We start from the raw sequence: 16,648 nt of genomic DNA, 5'->3' as shown, positions 1-16,648 counted from the left end.
ATTTTGAAATGCGGTGGGGTTAAAACAAAAAGATTCGTTATATAATTTGATTCGTGTTGTAAAAGTATTTGAGCAAGAAATGGAGGACTCTTATGAATACTCTTGAGAAAATTGTATCTTTTGCTGTGAGTAGTGTTCTTATCGTTTATGCAGGGTATTACTTATACCAAGGTGTTTTTCAAAAAGATGCAGGTCAAAAAAACAAAGAAAGAGCGCACGAGATGTGTGAAACATTAAAACAAAAGGGTCTTGCATTTATGAAAAATCAAGAGTGTCAAAAATAAAACCAAGTGTCTTACCAAATAAGTCCAATAATTTTAAAATCCTTGTAGTTTTCACGCACAAAGGTGTAGTCGTTATGACTCAAAAATATTTATAGCGCAACTTTTGGAAACGCAGATTTTCTAAGAAAAGAGATTTTTTAGCCGAATACATAGCAGAAGTTTCCCCTCCTTGCCCCCTCCAAAGGCTAGGCTAGATTACATCATACCGCCCATGCCACCCATACCGCCCATGCCACCCATATCAGGCATTGCAGGAGCTGGTTTATCTTCTTTGACTTCATGCACGGTAGCTTCTGTAGTCAAGAGCAAGCTAGACACAGATACGGCGTTTTGCAAAGCAATGCGCGCCACTTTAAGAGGATCAATAATGCCTGCTTTAAACATATCCACATATTCGCCATTGCTTGCATTAAAGCCATAATGCGCTTCTTTGTGTTTTTCCACTTCATTGACCACCACGCCACGATCATAACCCGCATTAGCTGCGATTTGCGCTAAAGGGGCTTTAATAGCGCGCTTGATAATTTCATAGCCCACTTTTTCATCTTCGTGCAAATTTAGGTGCACTTTTTGGGCTGCACGGATGAGAGCTGCACCCCCACCAATCACAATGCCTTCTTCAACAGCCGCTTTAGTTGCAGATAAAGCATCATCCACGCGATCTTTTTTCTCTTTCATTTCCACTTCAGAAGCCGCGCCTACTTTGATCACGGCTACGCCACCGCTAAGTTTGGCTAGGCGTTCTTGGAGTTTTTCTCTGTCGTAGTCGCTGGTAGTGGCTTCGATTTGGGTTTTGATTTGGGCGATGCGATCTTTCACATCGTGGGCTTTACCTTTGCCATCCACGATAGTGGTGTTGTCTTTATCGATCACAATGCGTGCAGCCATACCTAGATCGCTCACATCGGCATTTTCTAGGGTTTTGCCCAATTCTTCAGAAATCACTTGTCCGCCAGTCAAGATCGCGATGTCTTTAAGCATTTCTTTACGGCGATCGCCAAAACCGGGGGCTTTCACCGCTGCCACATTGAGCACACCCCTGAGTTTATTCACTACTAAAGTAGTAAGGGCTTCGCCTTCGATGTCTTCAGCGATGATCAATAGGGGTTTGCCCTCTTTCATGGTGCGCTCAAGCAAGGGCAAAATGTCTTTCATGCTAGAGATTTTCTTATCAGTGAGGAGGATATAAGCGTTTTCTAGCTGAGTGGTCATTTTTTCGGCATTGGTTACAAAGTAAGGAGAGAGGTAGCCACGATCAAATTGCATACCCTCAACCACATCAAGCTCGTCCTCAATTCCCTTAGCTTCCTCAACGGTGATCACGCCATCTTTGCCCACTTTTTCCATCGCATCGGCAATGAGTTTTCCGATTTTTTCATCAGAGTTAGCCGAAATGGTGGCTACTTGGGTGATTTCTTCTTTACCACCTACTTTTTTGCTAGATTTTTTTAACTCCGCAATGATCGCTTCGCTAGCTTTATCCATACCGCGTTTAACCTCAATGGGGTTAGCCCCAGCGGTGATATTGCGCAAGCCCTCTTTGAAAATGCTGTAAGCTAGAACGGTTGCGGTGGTGGTGCCATCACCTGCGGCATCAGCAGTTTTGCTGGCCACCTCTTTAACTAGCTGTGCGCCCATATTAGCCACAGGACAGGCTAGTTCGATTTCTTTAGCCACGCTCACACCATCTTTAGTAATGCTAGGCGCGCCATAGCTTTTTTGAATAAGGACATTGCGTCCGCGAGGTCCCATCGTAACTTTCACGGCATCGTGAAGTTGTTTGACGCCTTCAAAGAGTTTATTGCGTGCGCCATCGGAAAATTTGATTTCTTTAGTTGCCATTTCTAATCCTTTGTAAAATTTGAGTTAAGTGTAATTGTTCTTAGTGATTGTGGCAGCAGTTGCCCTCGTGTTTATGATCGCCTTTGTGGTGTCCATGCCCATGACAGCAAGAATCCACCACGCCTAGCACATCTTCAAGTTCTAAAACCATAAATTCCTTACCATCTAATACGATCTCTGTGCCTTTGTATTTGCCAAAAGCCACCACATCGCCTTCTTTAAGGCATTTGCAACCTTCGCTGATTTTATGGCTCACTGCTTTCACTACGCCCATTTGGGGTTTTTCTTTCGCATTGTCAGGAATAATAATCCCAGAAGCGGTCTTTTTTTCTTCCTCTAGTCTTTCAACTAGCACTCTTTCGCCTAATGGTTTAAACATCGCGTCTCCTTATGCAATAAAATTAGCACTTAAAAAAATTAAGTGCCACGATACTAGCAAAAAAACTCGATTAAGTCAAGACTTAGGACAAGTTTAAAATATTTTACTAATAAAACTTTATAGTTAAAGACTAAAGTTTATTATTGATTATTCTATCAATAATCTTTTTGACAAATAAGTTCATCTTAGCTACTATGCGCCCATGATCACCCAAGAATCCCTAGAACAGCTTAAGCAGGTTGCTGACATTGTGGCTGTAACGCAAAATTACCTAGAACTCAAGAGGGCGGGTAATCTTTATGTGGCTATCTGCCCTTTCCATAATGAAAAGACCCCTAGTTTTACTATCAATCCCATGCGCAATAATTTCAAATGTTTTGGGTGTGGCAAGTATGGCAATGCGATCACCTTTGTGATGGAATACGAGCAATTGGATTTTGTAGAAGCGGTGCAAAAGCTCGCCAACATGTTTTCTATCTCTTTGCAATACACCACCACCCAACCTAAACACCCCCAAGAATTAGACCTCTTAGAGGAAATGACGCGTTGTTATGAGGGATTGCTAAAGCACCACAAGGAGGCGCAGGATTATTTAGCAAGTAGGGATGTGCAGGCTAAAAGTGTGCAAGAGTTCCGTTTAGGCTTTTGTGTAGGATCGCGGGTGTTAGAGCAGATTCAATGCCAGAGATTGGATAGGCAAGCCCTTTTAGAGCTAGGAGTTTTAGGGCAGGATGAGAGGGGGAGAATCTACGCGCGCTTTCATAACCGCCTGATCTTTCCTATCCATAATCCCAATGGAAAAATCGTAGGTTTTGGGGGGCGGATTTTACAACCCCAAGCCAATGTAGCTAAATATATCAACTCCCCTCAAAGCGCGTTGTTCAATAAGTCTAAATTACTCTATGGTTATTTCCAAGCACGCCAAGATATCGCCAAAAGCCAAAAACTCATCTTAACAGAAGGGTATTTAGATGTGATCTTGCTCCATCAAGCCGGCTTTAAAAGCGCAGTTGCCACTCTAGGCACAGCTCTAACCGAACAACACTTGCCCCTCATTGAGCGTTTTAATCCGGATGTGGTGGTGGGTTATGATGGGGATAAGGCGGGCAGAGCAGCTGCGCTTAAGGGGGCTAAAATGCTCGCACAAGCCAATAGATTGGGGGGGGTGGTGTTATTTGAAAATGGCTTAGACCCAGCAGATATGATTACCCAAGGGCAGGTGGAGGGAATAAGCGCGCTATTAAACAAACCTATCCCTTTTGCTGAGTATGTAATACGCGCCATTTATGAGCGCATCGATCGCCTTGACCCCTTGTTTAAACAAAAAGCTTTGCAGGAAATGTTGGATTTTATCCAAACTCTCTCTCCACTACTGCAAGCAGATTATCGCGACACCATCGCACATCTTTTAGGCATCCCACCCACTCTTGTATCTGTGGCACGCCATAAAGAAGCCCAGCCTTCCAAATGGACAAATGCGCCAAAACTCCAACAAAACGAATCCAGATACGTTACAGAAGCTTTGATTCTCAAGTATTTAATAAGTGATCCAGCTTTATTGGAGCGCGTGCGCCCGTTCTTAGAAATGGCGTTCTTTAAGGTTTTAAACAATGAATTGCTGGCCTTATTAGCGGGCAAACACCAAGACCCTAGATTACTCCATATTCTTCTAGATTCAAGACTACCTATGCACGAACATGGATTTAAGGAGGAGTTTATCAAATTTTTACTCGTAAGTTATAAAGAGCAACGCCAACAGATCAATACGCTCTATTCGAATTTAGACGCTAAGGAGCGCATGCAAATGTTTATAGATTTGGGTATTAAAATAAAACAACTAAGGGATAGAAAAGGAGACTATTATGAAAGCCTTAGCCTTATTTAGTGGGGGATTAGATAGTTTATTATCCATGCACTTGGTGGCTTCTCAAGGGATTGAGGTGATCGCCCTGCATTTTAATATCGGGTTTGGGGGCAATAAGGACAAAAGAGAATACCTAGAAAAAGCTAGCGCGCAAGTGGGTGCGCAGTTGCTTTTGTGCGACATTCAAGAACAGTTTTTTGATGAGGTGCTTTTTAAGCCCAAATACGGCTATGGTAAATACTTTAACCCCTGCATTGACTGCCATGCCAACATGTTTAGGCAAGCCTTTTACAAACTCTTAGAATTACAAGCGGATTTTGTGATCAGTGGGGAGGTTTTAGGGCAAAGACCTAAGAGTCAGCGCAAGGAGGCGTTAGGGCAAGTCCAACAACTCGTGCGCAATTTTGGGGCTGAAGAGTGCTTTGATGGGATTTTGGATCGAGAGGGTAACAACCCTAATAAGCCCCAATTTTTAGATCAACTTTTACTCAGACCCATGAGCGCGCAACTACTAGAGCCTAGCTTTATGGAAAAACAAGGCTGGCTAGATCGTTCTAAACTTTGGGATGTGCAGGGGCGTAGTCGTGTGCGGCAACTAGCCAAGATCAAAGAACTTGGGCTAGAGCATTATGAAAACCCTAGCGGGGGGTGTCTGCTTACAGATTTGAGTGTGAGTCAAAAACTTAAAGACCTCCAAGCCCACCGCCAAAACACCCAACAAAAAATGGTCGTCCAAGATAATTTGCTTGTCAAAGTGGGGCGTTACATGGTGGTGGGGGGGGCGCGCTGCGTGGTGGCACGCAATGAGCTAGAAAATACCAAACTAGATATTCAACACCCCTTGATGGATCGCATCGAATTGCTAGATTGCAAGGGACCATTAGGACTGGTAGAAAAACACGCCAGCATAGAGGAAAAGAATTTGGCTGCGCGCATTGTGCTAGGGTATGGTAAAAGCCAAGCTGATACACTCTATCGTGTGCAAGTAGGGGATACAGTGTTACATTTAAATCCTCTGCATAGAGAAGAGGCACAAAAATATCTTTTCATGGGTTGAGAGTGGATATAATGGCGCGATGAGGAGCTAGAGATGGAAAAATTTATCGGTTTAGGGGTTGTGGGAAATTTTGCAAGGCATTTAGAACAAGCGGGTGAAATCCATACTTTCATCAATATGAAGCACATTGAAAAAGACGCACCTAAGGGGCTTTTTCCTTTTTATCTTCCTTATGATCAGGGGTATTTGGGGCGTTATTGCATGGATAATCACCGCATTATTTTGACTCCAGAAATGGCGCATTTGCATGTGCAAGCCGAGCCAGAAATCGCCCTAGAATGTGAAATCCTTTATGACAAAGAAGGGTTTGTAAAAAGCGTGGTGCCCAGCCATTTTATGGCTTTTAATGATACTTCGATTCGCAACTTGCAGGCAGACAAACTTTCTCAAAAGAAAAACTTTTCTAAAGGGTCTAAGGGTATGGGTGAGAAGTTGCTCATCGATCGCTTTGTTTATGGGGGAGTGTGCAATGATTATTCCATCGCTTCGTTCTTAACTAGAGAGGGCCAAACTCATGTCTATGGGGAAAATTCTAAATTGGTCAAATACGAGTATTTCTACGACAAACTTTTAAGCTGGATTGTGGAAATGTGCAACACTCAAAAAGAAGAGGGAAGTTTAGAAGATTTGCAAGAGGTGTTGCGATCCCAGCACTTAACCTCTAAATGCATCATCACTATTGGAGCAACCCCCTACATGCCCTTTGCGCAAGAAAACTTTTTACAACAGGGCGATGTAGTAACCATCATCGCTTATAACCACCGCCGTTATAGCTTTGAGCACATTTTTGAAGTGGTGTCTAACCAACAGCTGGGCGTGGCCCGTCTTAAAGCTGTGTCCTATATCCAACAGGAGGTCGTATTAGAAGACAATTCACTCTAACATCTTGCGACTTAAAGTCCTCGTAGCACCAAAAAGCTACTTGTGAACATTTTTTAAGGGTGTATAGACTAACGATAGGTTATTATTACATTCTCATCTTTATAAACAGGTAGTAAACATGAAAGTGAAAGAAGGCATAAATCCTCAACAAGAATTCAATAAACTCAAACAAGAATATTGGCAACAGGAAAGTGTTTATTCCCTCTACCTTAAAGAGAGTAAACGCAATCTCTATGGTTGTAGAGACATCGCCACTCGCCACCAATTCTTTATCGATCGCATGCGCGCTTATAAGCCATTGAGCGATATTTATTTGCGATTGCGGGAGTTTTCCAAACGCCACAAGATCGCTATGCACCAAATTAGAGAGTCTTTTGAAAAATTCCGCCGCACCCACAATAACACCTTAACTTCTGTCAGGCGTTATGAAGTCAAAATTCAAAAAATCAAAGAAGGCAGATCCCCCTCTGATTGGGATTAATACAAACCAATCTCAAAAGTGCTTTTGGGGACACACACCCCGATTAAACGCGCTTGGATGCTTCGATCGTGCAAAGCGTGTAGGCACTCTTGCGCCTCTTTAGCCCCTATGGCTACTAGCAACCCTCCAGAAGTCTGCGCATCATAAAAAAGTATATTAGGGAGTTTACTTTGGCTCTGCACACGCGCCTGCAGGGCTTTTTTGTTGGCAACACTTCCTCCCGGATACACACCTTGTTTAGCTAATTCCAAAGCCCCTTCTAAAAGGGGGATCGTGCCCGTGTTGATCTCTATGGAAATTGCGGGATTAAGCATTTCGCACAAATGTCCCACTAGCCCAAAACCGGTTACATCCGTGCAGGCATGCACGCCAAAATTTAACAAACACTCCATAGCACTAAGGTTCAATGCCGCCATGCTAGCGATCGCTTGGGGTGCTTCTTTTAAGATTTTGCGTTTTAGCGCGGTGGTGATGATCCCACTGCCCAAAGGTTTAGTCAAAATGATCGCATCTCCCACCTGCGCGCCATCATTGCGCCATAAAGATTTTTGCACAGCCCCGGTAATACTGAGCCCGTATTTCTGCTCCACATCAGCTAGACTATGCCCACCCAAGAGCGGGCAAGCGCACTCATTAAGTTTGTCTAAAGAGCCTTGCATGATCGCTTGCACACTCTCCAAGCTCACATGTTCTTGATCCCAAGCCAAAATACTTAGCGCGCTGATCGCACGCGCGCCCTTAGCAAAAACATCACTGAGCGCATTCGCCGTAGCGATCTGCCCATAAGTATAGGGATCATCGACTACAGGGGGGATCACATCCACGCTTTGCACGAGCAAGGAGCTTCCCACTTGTATCGCTCCACAATCATCTTTATCGCTGAAGTCTAATACAACGCCTTTTAAACGAGGTTGTGTGAGCTGGGCGGTAATTTGTTTGAGGTCTTCCAGACCCACCTTAGCCGCTCAACCCGCACAGCGTACAAATTGGGTTAATGCTTTTGCCAATATCTATTCCTTTGTGATGGTCTTAGCCTTTGTGCCCACTGCTGTCGCTCCGTTGGGCAAATCTGAAACTACCACCGCATTCGCGCCGATTTTGACATCATCCCCGATCGTGATAGCCCCTAAAACCTTTGCGCCCGCTCCCACCACCACGCGATCGCCCAAAGTGGGGTGGCGTTTGCCCTTGAGCTTGCCCGTGCCTCCCAAAGTTACCCCGTGATAAATGGTTACATCATCGCCTATTTGGGTGGTTTCCCCAATCACCACACCCATACCGTGATCGATGAATAAGCCCCGTCCAATCTGTGCGCCCGGGTGGATTTCTATCCCGGTGATAAAGCGCACCAACTGCGAGAGGGCACGGGCGATAAAAAAGAATCTACGCTTGTGCAAAGCGTGGGCTAGGCGGTGAGCCAACAGGGCATGGATTCCCGGATAGAGCAACAACACCTCCCATTTATTGCGCGCAGCGGGGTCTTGTTGCAAAGCGCGCTCTAGGCTATAATCCAAGTCCAGCATCATAAAGTCCAGTGGAGATGTATTTTTCTCCTCCATCAGGGGCAATGGCTAAGACGGATTTCCCCTTGCCTAATCTGCGTGCTACCTGCAACCCGGCAAAAATGGCTGCCCCTGAAGAAATACCCACTAAAATCCCCTCCTTTTCTCCAAAGAGTTTAGCGGTGTGCATCGCATCGCGCTCATCTACGGCAATCACCTCATCGACTACGCTTTTATCGTAATTACCCGGCACAAAGCCCACGCCGATCCCTTGAATCTTATGCGGGCTGTGCGTGCCTCCGCTTAAGATGGGCGATTGGGCGGGTTCTACCGCAATGATCTTAGCGTGGTGATTCTGCTCTTTAAATTTGCGCCCCACGCCTGCGATCGTGCCCCCCGTGCCCACACCCAACACCACCGCGTCTACATTGGGTAAATCTTTTAAAATTTCCTGTGCCGTGGTGTCGTAGTGTTTTTGGGGGTTAGCGGGGTTTTCAAATTGTTGAGGGATAAAATAGCCCTCTTGTTGTCCTAGCTCTAGGGCTTTATCAATCGCCCCCTTAGTGCCCTTTGCCCCCTCTGTTAAAATGAGTTCCGCCCCATAAGCCCTAATGAGTTCGCGCCTCTCAATGCTCATCGTCTCAGGCATCACAATCACCACTCTATAACCCTTGAGCAGTCCCATCAAAGCTAAAGCGATTCCCGTATTCCCACTGGTGGGCTCAATAATGGTCATTCCCTTAGTGAGTCGCCCGTCCTTTTCTGCTTGCTCAATCATTCCCAAAGCGGCACGATCCTTGACACTCCCACCCGGATTAAACTTTTCTAACTTGACAAAGAAATCCGCCGAGCCCTCTTCTAAAAGGTGGCTCGTTTTCAAAACGGGGGTGTGCCCGATGAGTTCCAAAGCATTCGTATAAACCATTTTCAATCCTTCCTATACAAGATGCCCATGAGTAACACAAAGAAGTTAACTTCTCTCTAAAAAGAGATCCTTTTCGCTAATTTGTACCCCTTCGCTCAAAATCGCCGCCCTCTCCACCACAGAGAGTAGTTCACGGATATTGCCATGCCATGTGTAATTGAGCATACATTCCTGCGCCCCCTCACTAAAACTTTTCTCTCCCAAATCATAGGCGCACAGCACTTCTTGTAGTTTCCATTCCGCTAAGGGTAAAATCTCTTCCTTGCGCTCCCTTAAAGGGGGGATTTTAAGCGGGATAGTGTGCAGGCGAAAAAACAAATCCTCCCTAAATTCTTTGGCATTGATCTTTTCTTGAATGTTAGTATTGGTCGCAGCGATGAAACGCACATCAATTTTAATGGGCTTATGACTGCCTAACCTCGTGATCTCCTTTTCTTGGATCGCCCTTAAAAGCTTGCTTTGCAATTTCAAAGGCATCTCGCTGATCTCATCTAAAAACACGCTCCCCTTATGCGCACTCTCAAAGAGCCCTGCTTTGGCAGTGGTGGCGTCCGTGAATGCCCCCTTTTCATAGCCAAAGAGTTCAGATTCCAAAAGATGTTCCGGGATTGCTGCCATGTTGATCGCCACAAAGGGCGCGCCCTTGCGCTTAGAGTTCTCGTGGATAAAGTGGGCAAACACTTCTTTGCCCACCCCACTAGGTCCTTGTAAAAACACGCTCGCATCTGTGGCTGCTGCCTTGAGGGCTTGTTTTTGCACCGCCTCTAAAGCCTGCGAAGTGGCGATAAAAAATTCCTTTTTACAAGCTTTGTTGACGGGGTGGACTTTGTGAAACTCTAGCACCTTTTTACTGCGATAAATAGACTCTAAAAGCAATTCGGGCTTAAAGGGCTTTTGAAAAAAGTCTTTCACCCCTAAGCGAATCGATTCAATGGCTTTGTTGAGTGTGGCATTTCCCGTGATCACAATGGCTTCATAACGCCCCTCTAGCTTGCGTAAAAATTCTAACCCATCCATTTGGGGCATGTTGATGTCTGTAATGATGAGCTCAAAACTCTCATCTAGGGCTTTGAGCGCGTCCTTAGGGCTTTTAAAGGCGACCACCTCTAAATCCTCCTGATCGCTAAAAAAAAGCTCTAAACTCTTGCGCATGTTGATGTCATCTTCCACAATGGCAATTTTCATGCTATCTCCTTGTATAAATTTCAAGCACCAATAACCCCCCCTCTAAGCGCACATTAGCAGGGGCGACCATGCGCAAGGTGGCGCGGTTTTGGTTTTGAGAATGTGTATTAAAGCCACTGCTTTCAATGCGCACTTCGCCTTGATACAGACAATCTACTACCTCATCTTGGTAACTTTTTAACAAAATATCTAGCAAAAAAGGCTCTTGTTTGGGGGGGAGTTTGGGCTCATTGACCGGGATTTCGCATGTATAAGACGCCTTGCTGGTGTGATCTCTTAGCGCGCGCGCGATCCCAAAAGCTTGACGCTGGGCGATTCCATTGTGCACCTGCATGGCATAGGAGATCACAAAATCCTGTGCGCGCAAAAGCCCCATCAGGCACACCAATAAAAAGACTTTACTCGACTTCTTCTTTAGGGCAGGTGCTCGCATAGACCACCTCATCGCTTTCCATCTGCACCAGCTTAACCCCACTAGCATTGCGCCCGGTTTCGCGGATGGTTTCCATAGGCATGCGAATCATCTTCCCGCTTTTGGTAAGCAACATCAAATCCTGCCCCTCATCCACGCTCACAATCCCCACAAGATGACCCGTTTTGGGCGTGATTTTGACCCCAATCACACCCAAACCGCCCCGCCCCTGTGCGCGGTAAGCCCCCGCTAGAGTCTGTTTGCCTATGCCCTTGGAACTCACACTGAGTAACTTTTGCTCATCTGAGCTAACCCCCCCCGCTCCGATCACAAAATCCCCCTCTCTTAGGCGCATGCCTCTAACCCCCCTAGCCACACGCCCCATCTCGCGCACACTCTCCACACTAAAGCGGATACACATCCCCTTAGAGCTGGCCATAAAGAGTTCCTGCACACTAGAGTCGATGATCTTAGCCGTAACTAGCGCGTCATCCTCTTCTAACACAATGGCGCGCACGCCCCCTCTAATGCGCCCAAAAGCGCTGAGTTCTGTGCGCTTGACGATGCCATTTTTGGTAAAAAACACAAGGGATTTATCCGCGTCAAAATCCTTAGTAGGAATGGTCGCCTTGATACTCTCCCCGGGTTGTAAGTCGATCAAATTGACCAAGGCGCGCCCAATCGCATTACGCCCCATCTCAGGGATTTTATACACCTTGAGCCAATGGAGTTGCCCGGTGTTGGTGATGAATAGAATCGTGTCATGCGTATTGGCGATGAAAAAAGACTCGATAAAATCGTCCTCGTGGGTGTTGCCAGAGTTTTTGCCCTTGCCTCCGCGCCTTTGCTGTTCATACACTTTTAAAGGCACACGCTTCACATAGCCCTTATGACTGATGGTTACCACCATGTCCTCATGGGCGATCAAATCCTCAATGCCAATCCCCTCATAATCCTCTTCAATCTGGGTTTTTCTTGGAGTGCTAAATTTCTCTTTGACCTCTAAAAGCTCCTCTTTGATCAAGGCGTTGAGCTTGTCTGCATTTTGTAAAATCTCTTCTAAGAGCGCGATTTTTTCTTGTAACTGGGTGTGCTCTTGCTGGATTTTTTCTTGTTCTAACCCGGTAAGGCGTTGCAAGCGCATATCTAAAATGGCTTTGCTTTGCTCCTCGCTCAAATGGTGGGTTTGCATCAATAAGTCCTTAGCCCCCTGCGCGTCCGCGCTTCCCTTAATCAGAGCAATCACCGCCTCGCTGTGTTGCATGGCAACTTTTAGCCCCTCTAGGATGTGCGCGCGTGCTTTGGCTTTTTCTAGTTCGTGGATGGTGCGCCGAATCACCACACTTTTGCGATGGACTAAGAAGAGTTTCAGCAACTCTAAGAGATTGAATACACGCGGTTCTTTATTATAAATAGCTAGCAAGATAATACTAAAGGTGATCTCCATATTGCTAGACTTGTAAAGATGGTTGAGCACAATTTCAGAATACGCGTCTTTTTTCAGCTCAATGACCACACGCACCCCTTCGCGATCGGATTCATCGCGCACCTCTGCAATGCCCTCTACAATCTTGTCTTTGGCTAGGGTGCTGATCTGCTCGACCAACTTGGCTTTATTGACCTGATAGGGGATTTCCTCAATAATAATTGTCTCGCGGTTATTGTGTTTTTCTACCCGACTCTTGGCGCGCACTTTAATGCGCCCTCGCCCCGTAGTATAAGCCTCTAAAATCCCTGCCTTGCCATAGACCACGCCCCCGGTGGGGAAATCTGGCCCCTGCACGATCTCTACAAGGTCGATCAATTCAGCTTGGGGGTTTTCTAGCACATAAATCAACGCATCGATGATTTCATCGGGGCGATGGGGTGGGATGGAGGTCGCCATCCCCACAGCGATCCCACTGGAGCCATTGATGAGCAAGTTAGGCAGACGGCTGGGCAGAATGTCGGGTTCTTTGAGAGTGCTGTCGTAGTTGGACACAAAGTCGATGGTGTCTTTGTCTAAGTCTCTTAGAAGCTCCTCGCTAGGAGCTGCCATGCGCGCTTCAGTGTAGCGCATCGCTGCAGCATTATCTCCATCGATCGAGCCAAAATTGCCCTGCCCGTCCACTAGGGGCAAGCGCATAGAAAAGTCTTGTGCCATGCGCACTAAGGCCTCATAAACCGCACTATCCCCATGGGGGTGGTATTTACCGATCACATCCCCCACAATGCGCGCGCTTTTTTTATAGGGCACTTTAGAACCCAAACCTAACTCGTGCATGGCGTATAAAATGCGGCGGTGCACGGGTTTTAGCCCATCTCTAGCGTCAGGCAGAGCGCGCCCCACAATCACGCTCATAGAGTAGTCTAAATAACTCTCTTTTAGGGATTCTTCAATGCGGATATCTTCAATCTTGGGTTGCAAAACTTCTCCTAGAATACAAAATAAGCCCCCCATACGAGCGCGAAAAACACCAGAGCGATCAGTTGGGCAGCACTGCCCATATCCTTAGCCTTCTTGGCTAGGGGGTGTTGGTGGGTACCGGTGAAATCTACGGCGTTTTCAATGGCGCTATTGAGCAATTCCACCACCACGCACAACACCCCGGGCAGAACTAAAAGGGCAAATTGGCTAAAGGTATGCGCTACAAAACACGCCCCCACAAAGCCCAAAAGTGCGAGCAACACCACTTGTTTAAACGCCGGCTCGTCATGAAAGGCTGCTTTTAAACCTGCCTTTGAATAAAGCCATGCCTGTAAAATGCGCTTCATGGGTGCACTTTTAGGCTCAAGTGGGGCAAAAACTCCCATGGGTTATCTAGAGAATCTAAAGATTTAAAATGGGGGTCTTTATTGTGCAAAGTAAAACCGAAATGATCTTTTTCATTTTTGGCAAAGGCGTTAAAGGCTTTAATCAAGTCTTGGGCGTGCGTAACCTCTTCTTGCAAGCCGGCTACCATCAAACCCACGATCACGATGCCCTGAAAGGATTTTTGAATATCTGCTAGGGCTTTTTGGTAGTCCTTAGGGTCTTTGAGATCGCCGGATTCTTGCAAGAGGGGCAATAAAATCGCTTTAAAATCCTTGCTTTTCAAGTCCACATCTAGGGTTTCTACATGCGCTTGCAATGCTTTAAGGTCGTTGGTCTGTAAGAGAGATTTAAGATTGAGGGGCTTTTGAGGGTCTTTAAGACGGGCTTTTAGTCCCAGCGCATAGCCTAACTCCCCGGGGGCTTGGCATTGGCTTTGTGTGTGGAGTGTCTGATCTTTGAGCTGGAGAGTGAGAGTGCAATGCGCGCTCTTGGGTGTCCATTTTTTGGCGCTTTGGATCTGTTTGATATCTAGCTCAAACTCCAAGCCATCGTTTTTGACTTGTGCTAATTGCACCACAATAGGGCCTAGATCAGGGTTTTTAACCCCTGCGCTCACGCACTCAATGTGCTTAAAGCCCGAGCACTCAAAGGGGGCAGCGTGGATATGCGCGCCCAAGTGATTCAAGCTATCCTGCAGGGTTTTTTTAATGTCATGGCTGAGTTTAAGCCCCACCCCCAACAATCCCACAACCAATAACGCGCCTGCGATGACAAGAATCCGCAAAAATTTCCTTTTTTTCAAAATGCAATGTCCAATTCTATACTCCCAATATTGTGGTTTCGGGGTTGGTCTTTAAAAGTCTTGCTCAAATCGATCGCGCTAAAGGAAAGCCTAGTGCCCTTGTAGGCAATCGCGATCCCAATCTCAGCATTATAGAGAAAATAGGGCAAAGCGGTGATCCCCCTTGTGGTGGGGCTATTGCCCTGCACAAAAACATCGATGGGTTGGAATTTGCCTGTGGCCCCGGCAAAGATATATAGTGAAAACTTATCGCTCACGGGCATCCCTCCGCTAAAACCCGTGTTGATTTTATTAGGTCCAAAATCTACACTCAGATTATACCCCAAGCGCAACATAGAACCTAACTTAAAATCTGTAATAGCGTTACCCAGATCCATCCCCGCGCCAGCCAGCATATCCACATCAAAAAAACGGCTTTTAAGAAGAGGGACTTTTTGTAGCCAAGAATAGTGAATCTCAAAAATAAATTCATTCTTAATTTGACTTCCCCAACCTAAAAACTTAGGATCGTGCCCCCAAGTGTGAATCAAATCTTGGGTTTTACCTGCTAAAGCCCCCGGCCCTGTCGTGCCCATAGAGATCGCCAAAGTCTCTAAGGTATGCTCACTTCTTTGCAAGATTCCTAATTGTGCGCGCAACCAACCCCCATAGAGATGATCGCCTCTTACTGGGGTGGTGAGTGTGCGGTGGGCTAAAGTTGGAGTGAACATGGTTTGGGTCAAATAGAGAGTAAAACGGCTGACTTTAGGCTTTTGAATCTGTAAACTCAAATAGTCTAGCCATGCCATTTTAGAGTGGCTAAAATCGTATTCCTTGCTCGCCCAGCCGATGCGTGTCCCAGCCGTGTAGTAGCGATCGATGTAGGGATCGATATAGGCATCGTTCTCACTAAGCAAATCGATATATTGCCTTTTATAGGGCACAAGAGAAACCGCGCTCAAGCCGGACAACAAAAAGAGCAAGGGGAGCAAGCAACGCATAGATTTTATTATAGCAAAAATTTATACTTTGACACTTTGATCTTTTTTGTCTAAAAATCAAAAACTAACCCAACCTCCCCCCAGAAATAAATTAAAAACATCTGCTTTTGTAGGCTTTGTCTGTATAGAAACTTTTAGGGGTTAACCCCCCAATATTTTAGAAATTATAGGCGTAGTTCCAATAGAGGGCAACATTGCGTCTAAAAATAACTTTTTCGCTTGAATCAATCCCTCCATCCAAGTATCCATTGCCCTCGCCTTTTGTGTTTTTGATGGTGAAGTAGGGATCGTCGATAGTGGGAATACGCACACCAAATTCAAAGCCCTGATGTTTGGTGAAGTTGGTGCGTAAACCCACATTAAAGATAAATTGGAAGGCGGTGGGGGAGAAAGTGGCTTTGCCTGTTTTTTCCTTAGGAGTGGCACCGGGTGGCGTGTAGGGGTTGTTAATACGATCAGCTTCATTTTTGAAACTTTCGTTCATAGTTGCACAGGCTGTTTTAACCTCTGTCGCTGTTTCTGTCGTTGTTGTCCATTGGCAGTTATCCGGAGAGGTGCTTTTACCCATCAGCCATGTGCTCCCTCCAATCATAAACCCTACAAACATCCCAAAGGTACGGTGATTGCGTTCATAGAAGTTAAAGAGGGCATCCATCCCCACACCATAAAAGAGGTTAGCAGAGGGTTGGTTTAAGATATTAGTACTCCTGAATATACTGGTGACAACCGAGCTAGCGCGCCCACCCTGTCCGCTAAACATACCATAATAGCGCAATCCAAAGTGCTTGCTCTTGCCAAAAAATTGCTTGTATCCAAGCTGGATATCTGCGCCGTATAAATTACCATTGTAGGGGTTTACGCCCACACGACCACCCCATCGGCATGTAGTTGTTGAGCCGGGTAAATAATCCGCACCATGATACTCATCACAAGAAGCACCACTTTCAGGGGCAAAGGTATAAGAGGTGAGATCTTGGGTGCGTTGCCCTGAAAAGTTAGAATACTGGAAACCACCCTGCACATACATGCCATTATCTTCTGCACTCAGAGGGCATAAAGAGAGAAGTGTGGCAACACTAAGGCTTAGAAGTGTGTGTTTGTTGTTTGTTGTTTGTTGTTTGTTGTTTGTTGTTTGTTGTTTGTTGTTTGTTGTGTTAAAAGACACAAGAACCCTTTCACAGCAAAATTAGATTAGAGAGCCTAGCAAACCAATTCTCTAAACTTGTAATTATAGCGAATTTTCATGTTTGCACTGCTAG

The 16,648-nt window shown here is 45.9% G+C and carries 17 protein-coding genes; 5 read left to right on the top strand and 12 right to left on the bottom strand.

Features of this window, described 5'->3' with window-relative positions; all coding sequences use genetic code 11:
* Positions 1–92 precede the first annotated feature (92 nt).
* Entirely contained in the window at positions 93–284 is a 192-nt protein-coding gene (locus tag HFELIS_RS00650) for a hypothetical protein (protein WP_013468604.1), read from the top strand.
* 195 nt (positions 285–479) lie between these two features.
* Here the strand turns inward: HFELIS_RS00650 and groL are convergent, their stop codons facing one another.
* Together groL and groES are read right to left on the bottom strand one after the other, a co-directional pair.
* A complete protein-coding gene (groL, locus tag HFELIS_RS00645; RefSeq protein WP_013468603.1) occupies positions 480–2,126 on the bottom strand; it encodes a chaperonin GroEL in 1,647 nt (548 codons plus the stop codon).
* A 40-nt stretch (positions 2,127–2,166) separates the two neighbouring features.
* Entirely contained in the window at positions 2,167–2,505 is a 339-nt protein-coding gene (groES, locus tag HFELIS_RS00640; RefSeq protein ID WP_013468602.1) for a co-chaperone GroES, read from the bottom strand.
* 202 nt (positions 2,506–2,707) lie between these two features.
* On the opposite strand from groES, the gene dnaG reads away from it, so the two are divergent.
* The 4 genes from dnaG to HFELIS_RS00620 all read left to right on the top strand — a co-directional run bounded on the left by dnaG (position 2,708) and on the right by HFELIS_RS00620 (position 6,789).
* Complete coding sequence (gene dnaG / locus HFELIS_RS00635) at positions 2,708–4,390, top strand: DNA primase (protein WP_013468601.1); 1,683 nt, start codon at positions 2,708–2,710, stop codon at positions 4,388–4,390.
* Positions 4,368–5,426 (top strand): 7-cyano-7-deazaguanine synthase, encoded by a 1,059-nt coding sequence (locus HFELIS_RS00630; RefSeq protein WP_013468600.1) that lies wholly within the window; start codon positions 4,368–4,370, stop codon positions 5,424–5,426. Before dnaG ends, HFELIS_RS00630 begins: the two co-directional genes overlap by 23 nt.
* A gap of 33 nt (positions 5,427–5,459) precedes the next feature.
* Positions 5,460–6,308: a DUF5718 family protein gene (locus HFELIS_RS00625; RefSeq protein ID WP_013468599.1), complete on the top strand. Its 849-nt coding sequence runs from the start codon at positions 5,460–5,462 to the stop codon at positions 6,306–6,308.
* A gap of 118 nt (positions 6,309–6,426) precedes the next feature.
* Positions 6,427–6,789, top strand: a complete 363-nt coding sequence (locus tag HFELIS_RS00620) for a hypothetical protein (RefSeq protein WP_013468598.1) — start codon at positions 6,427–6,429, stop codon at positions 6,787–6,789.
* Here HFELIS_RS00620 and selD read toward each other — a convergent pair.
* From selD to HFELIS_RS00570, 10 genes are all read right to left on the bottom strand, one after another.
* Entirely contained in the window at positions 6,786–7,745 is a 960-nt protein-coding gene (gene selD, locus HFELIS_RS00615; RefSeq protein WP_013468597.1) for a selenide, water dikinase SelD, read from the bottom strand. The genes HFELIS_RS00620 and selD overlap by 4 nt on opposite strands.
* Before the next feature lie 54 nt (positions 7,746–7,799).
* The gene (gene epsC / locus HFELIS_RS00610; RefSeq protein ID WP_013468596.1) at positions 7,800–8,312 is read right to left on the bottom strand and encodes a serine O-acetyltransferase EpsC; all 513 of its coding nucleotides are present in this window, start codon (positions 8,310–8,312) and stop codon (positions 7,800–7,802) included.
* On the bottom strand, positions 8,293–9,216 hold the full coding sequence (gene cysK, locus HFELIS_RS00605) for a cysteine synthase A (RefSeq protein ID WP_013468595.1): 924 nt from the start codon (positions 9,214–9,216) through the stop codon (positions 8,293–8,295). Before cysK ends, epsC begins: the two co-directional genes overlap by 20 nt.
* A gap of 45 nt (positions 9,217–9,261) precedes the next feature.
* Entirely contained in the window at positions 9,262–10,401 is a 1,140-nt protein-coding gene (locus HFELIS_RS00600) for a sigma-54-dependent transcriptional regulator (RefSeq protein ID WP_013468594.1), read from the bottom strand.
* Position 10,402: 1 nt separating this feature from the next.
* A complete protein-coding gene (locus tag HFELIS_RS00595; protein WP_013468593.1) occupies positions 10,403–10,834 on the bottom strand; it encodes a hypothetical protein in 432 nt (143 codons plus the stop codon).
* Positions 10,800–13,253 (bottom strand): DNA gyrase subunit A, encoded by a 2,454-nt coding sequence (gyrA, locus tag HFELIS_RS00590; protein WP_041302672.1) that lies wholly within the window; start codon positions 13,251–13,253, stop codon positions 10,800–10,802. The genes HFELIS_RS00595 and gyrA overlap by 35 nt, the downstream gene beginning before the upstream one ends.
* Positions 13,229–13,567 carry a diacylglycerol kinase gene (locus tag HFELIS_RS00585; protein WP_013468591.1) on the bottom strand — a complete coding sequence of 113 codons (339 nt, stop codon included), beginning with the start codon at positions 13,565–13,567 and terminating at the stop codon, positions 13,229–13,231. The genes gyrA and HFELIS_RS00585 overlap by 25 nt, the downstream gene beginning before the upstream one ends.
* A complete protein-coding gene (locus tag HFELIS_RS00580; RefSeq protein WP_013468590.1) occupies positions 13,564–14,391 on the bottom strand; it encodes a hypothetical protein in 828 nt (275 codons plus the stop codon). Before HFELIS_RS00580 ends, HFELIS_RS00585 begins: the two co-directional genes overlap by 4 nt.
* Before the next feature lie 14 nt (positions 14,392–14,405).
* Entirely contained in the window at positions 14,406–15,389 is a 984-nt protein-coding gene (locus HFELIS_RS00575; protein WP_013468589.1) for a lipid A deacylase LpxR family protein, read from the bottom strand.
* A gap of 157 nt (positions 15,390–15,546) precedes the next feature.
* Positions 15,547–16,554, bottom strand: coding sequence for an outer membrane protein (locus HFELIS_RS00570; RefSeq protein ID WP_013468588.1), 1,008 nt, complete (start codon positions 16,552–16,554; stop codon positions 15,547–15,549).
* Positions 16,555–16,648 lie beyond the last annotated feature (94 nt).

The organism is Helicobacter felis ATCC 49179 (assembly GCF_000200595.1).
GTDB classification, from domain to species: Bacteria; Campylobacterota; Campylobacteria; order Campylobacterales; family Helicobacteraceae; genus Helicobacter; species Helicobacter felis.
Note: the sequence above shows the minus strand (reverse complement) of the source record. Positions and strands in the feature narration are given on the sequence as shown.

What these genes read in the sequence shown, in the direction of transcription:
- HFELIS_RS00650 (WP_013468604.1), top strand. Translation starts at nt 93, where the DNA reads ATGAATACTCTTGAGAAAATTGTATCTTTTGCTGTGAGTAGTGTTCTT.
- groL (WP_013468603.1), bottom strand. Translation starts at nt 2,126, where the DNA reads ATGGCAACTAAAGAAATCAAATTTTCCGATGGCGCACGCAATAAACTC.
- groES (WP_013468602.1), bottom strand. Translation starts at nt 2,505, where the DNA reads ATGTTTAAACCATTAGGCGAAAGAGTGCTAGTTGAAAGACTAGAGGAA.
- dnaG (WP_013468601.1), top strand. Translation starts at nt 2,708, where the DNA reads ATGATCACCCAAGAATCCCTAGAACAGCTTAAGCAGGTTGCTGACATT.
- HFELIS_RS00630 (WP_013468600.1), top strand. Translation starts at nt 4,368, where the DNA reads ATGAAAGCCTTAGCCTTATTTAGTGGGGGATTAGATAGTTTATTATCC.
- HFELIS_RS00625 (WP_013468599.1), top strand. Translation starts at nt 5,460, where the DNA reads ATGGAAAAATTTATCGGTTTAGGGGTTGTGGGAAATTTTGCAAGGCAT.
- HFELIS_RS00620 (WP_013468598.1), top strand. Translation starts at nt 6,427, where the DNA reads ATGAAAGTGAAAGAAGGCATAAATCCTCAACAAGAATTCAATAAACTC.
- epsC (WP_013468596.1), bottom strand. Translation starts at nt 8,312, where the DNA reads ATGCTGGACTTGGATTATAGCCTAGAGCGCGCTTTGCAACAAGACCCC.
- cysK (WP_013468595.1), bottom strand. Translation starts at nt 9,216, where the DNA reads ATGGTTTATACGAATGCTTTGGAACTCATCGGGCACACCCCCGTTTTG.
- HFELIS_RS00600 (WP_013468594.1), bottom strand. Translation starts at nt 10,401, where the DNA reads ATGAAAATTGCCATTGTGGAAGATGACATCAACATGCGCAAGAGTTTA.
- HFELIS_RS00595 (WP_013468593.1), bottom strand. Translation starts at nt 10,834, where the DNA reads ATGCGAGCACCTGCCCTAAAGAAGAAGTCGAGTAAAGTCTTTTTATTG.
- gyrA (WP_041302672.1), bottom strand. Translation starts at nt 13,253, where the DNA reads ATGGGGGGCTTATTTTGTATTCTAGGAGAAGTTTTGCAACCCAAGATT.
- HFELIS_RS00585 (WP_013468591.1), bottom strand. Translation starts at nt 13,567, where the DNA reads ATGAAGCGCATTTTACAGGCATGGCTTTATTCAAAGGCAGGTTTAAAA.
- HFELIS_RS00575 (WP_013468589.1), bottom strand. Translation starts at nt 15,389, where the DNA reads ATGCGTTGCTTGCTCCCCTTGCTCTTTTTGTTGTCCGGCTTGAGCGCG.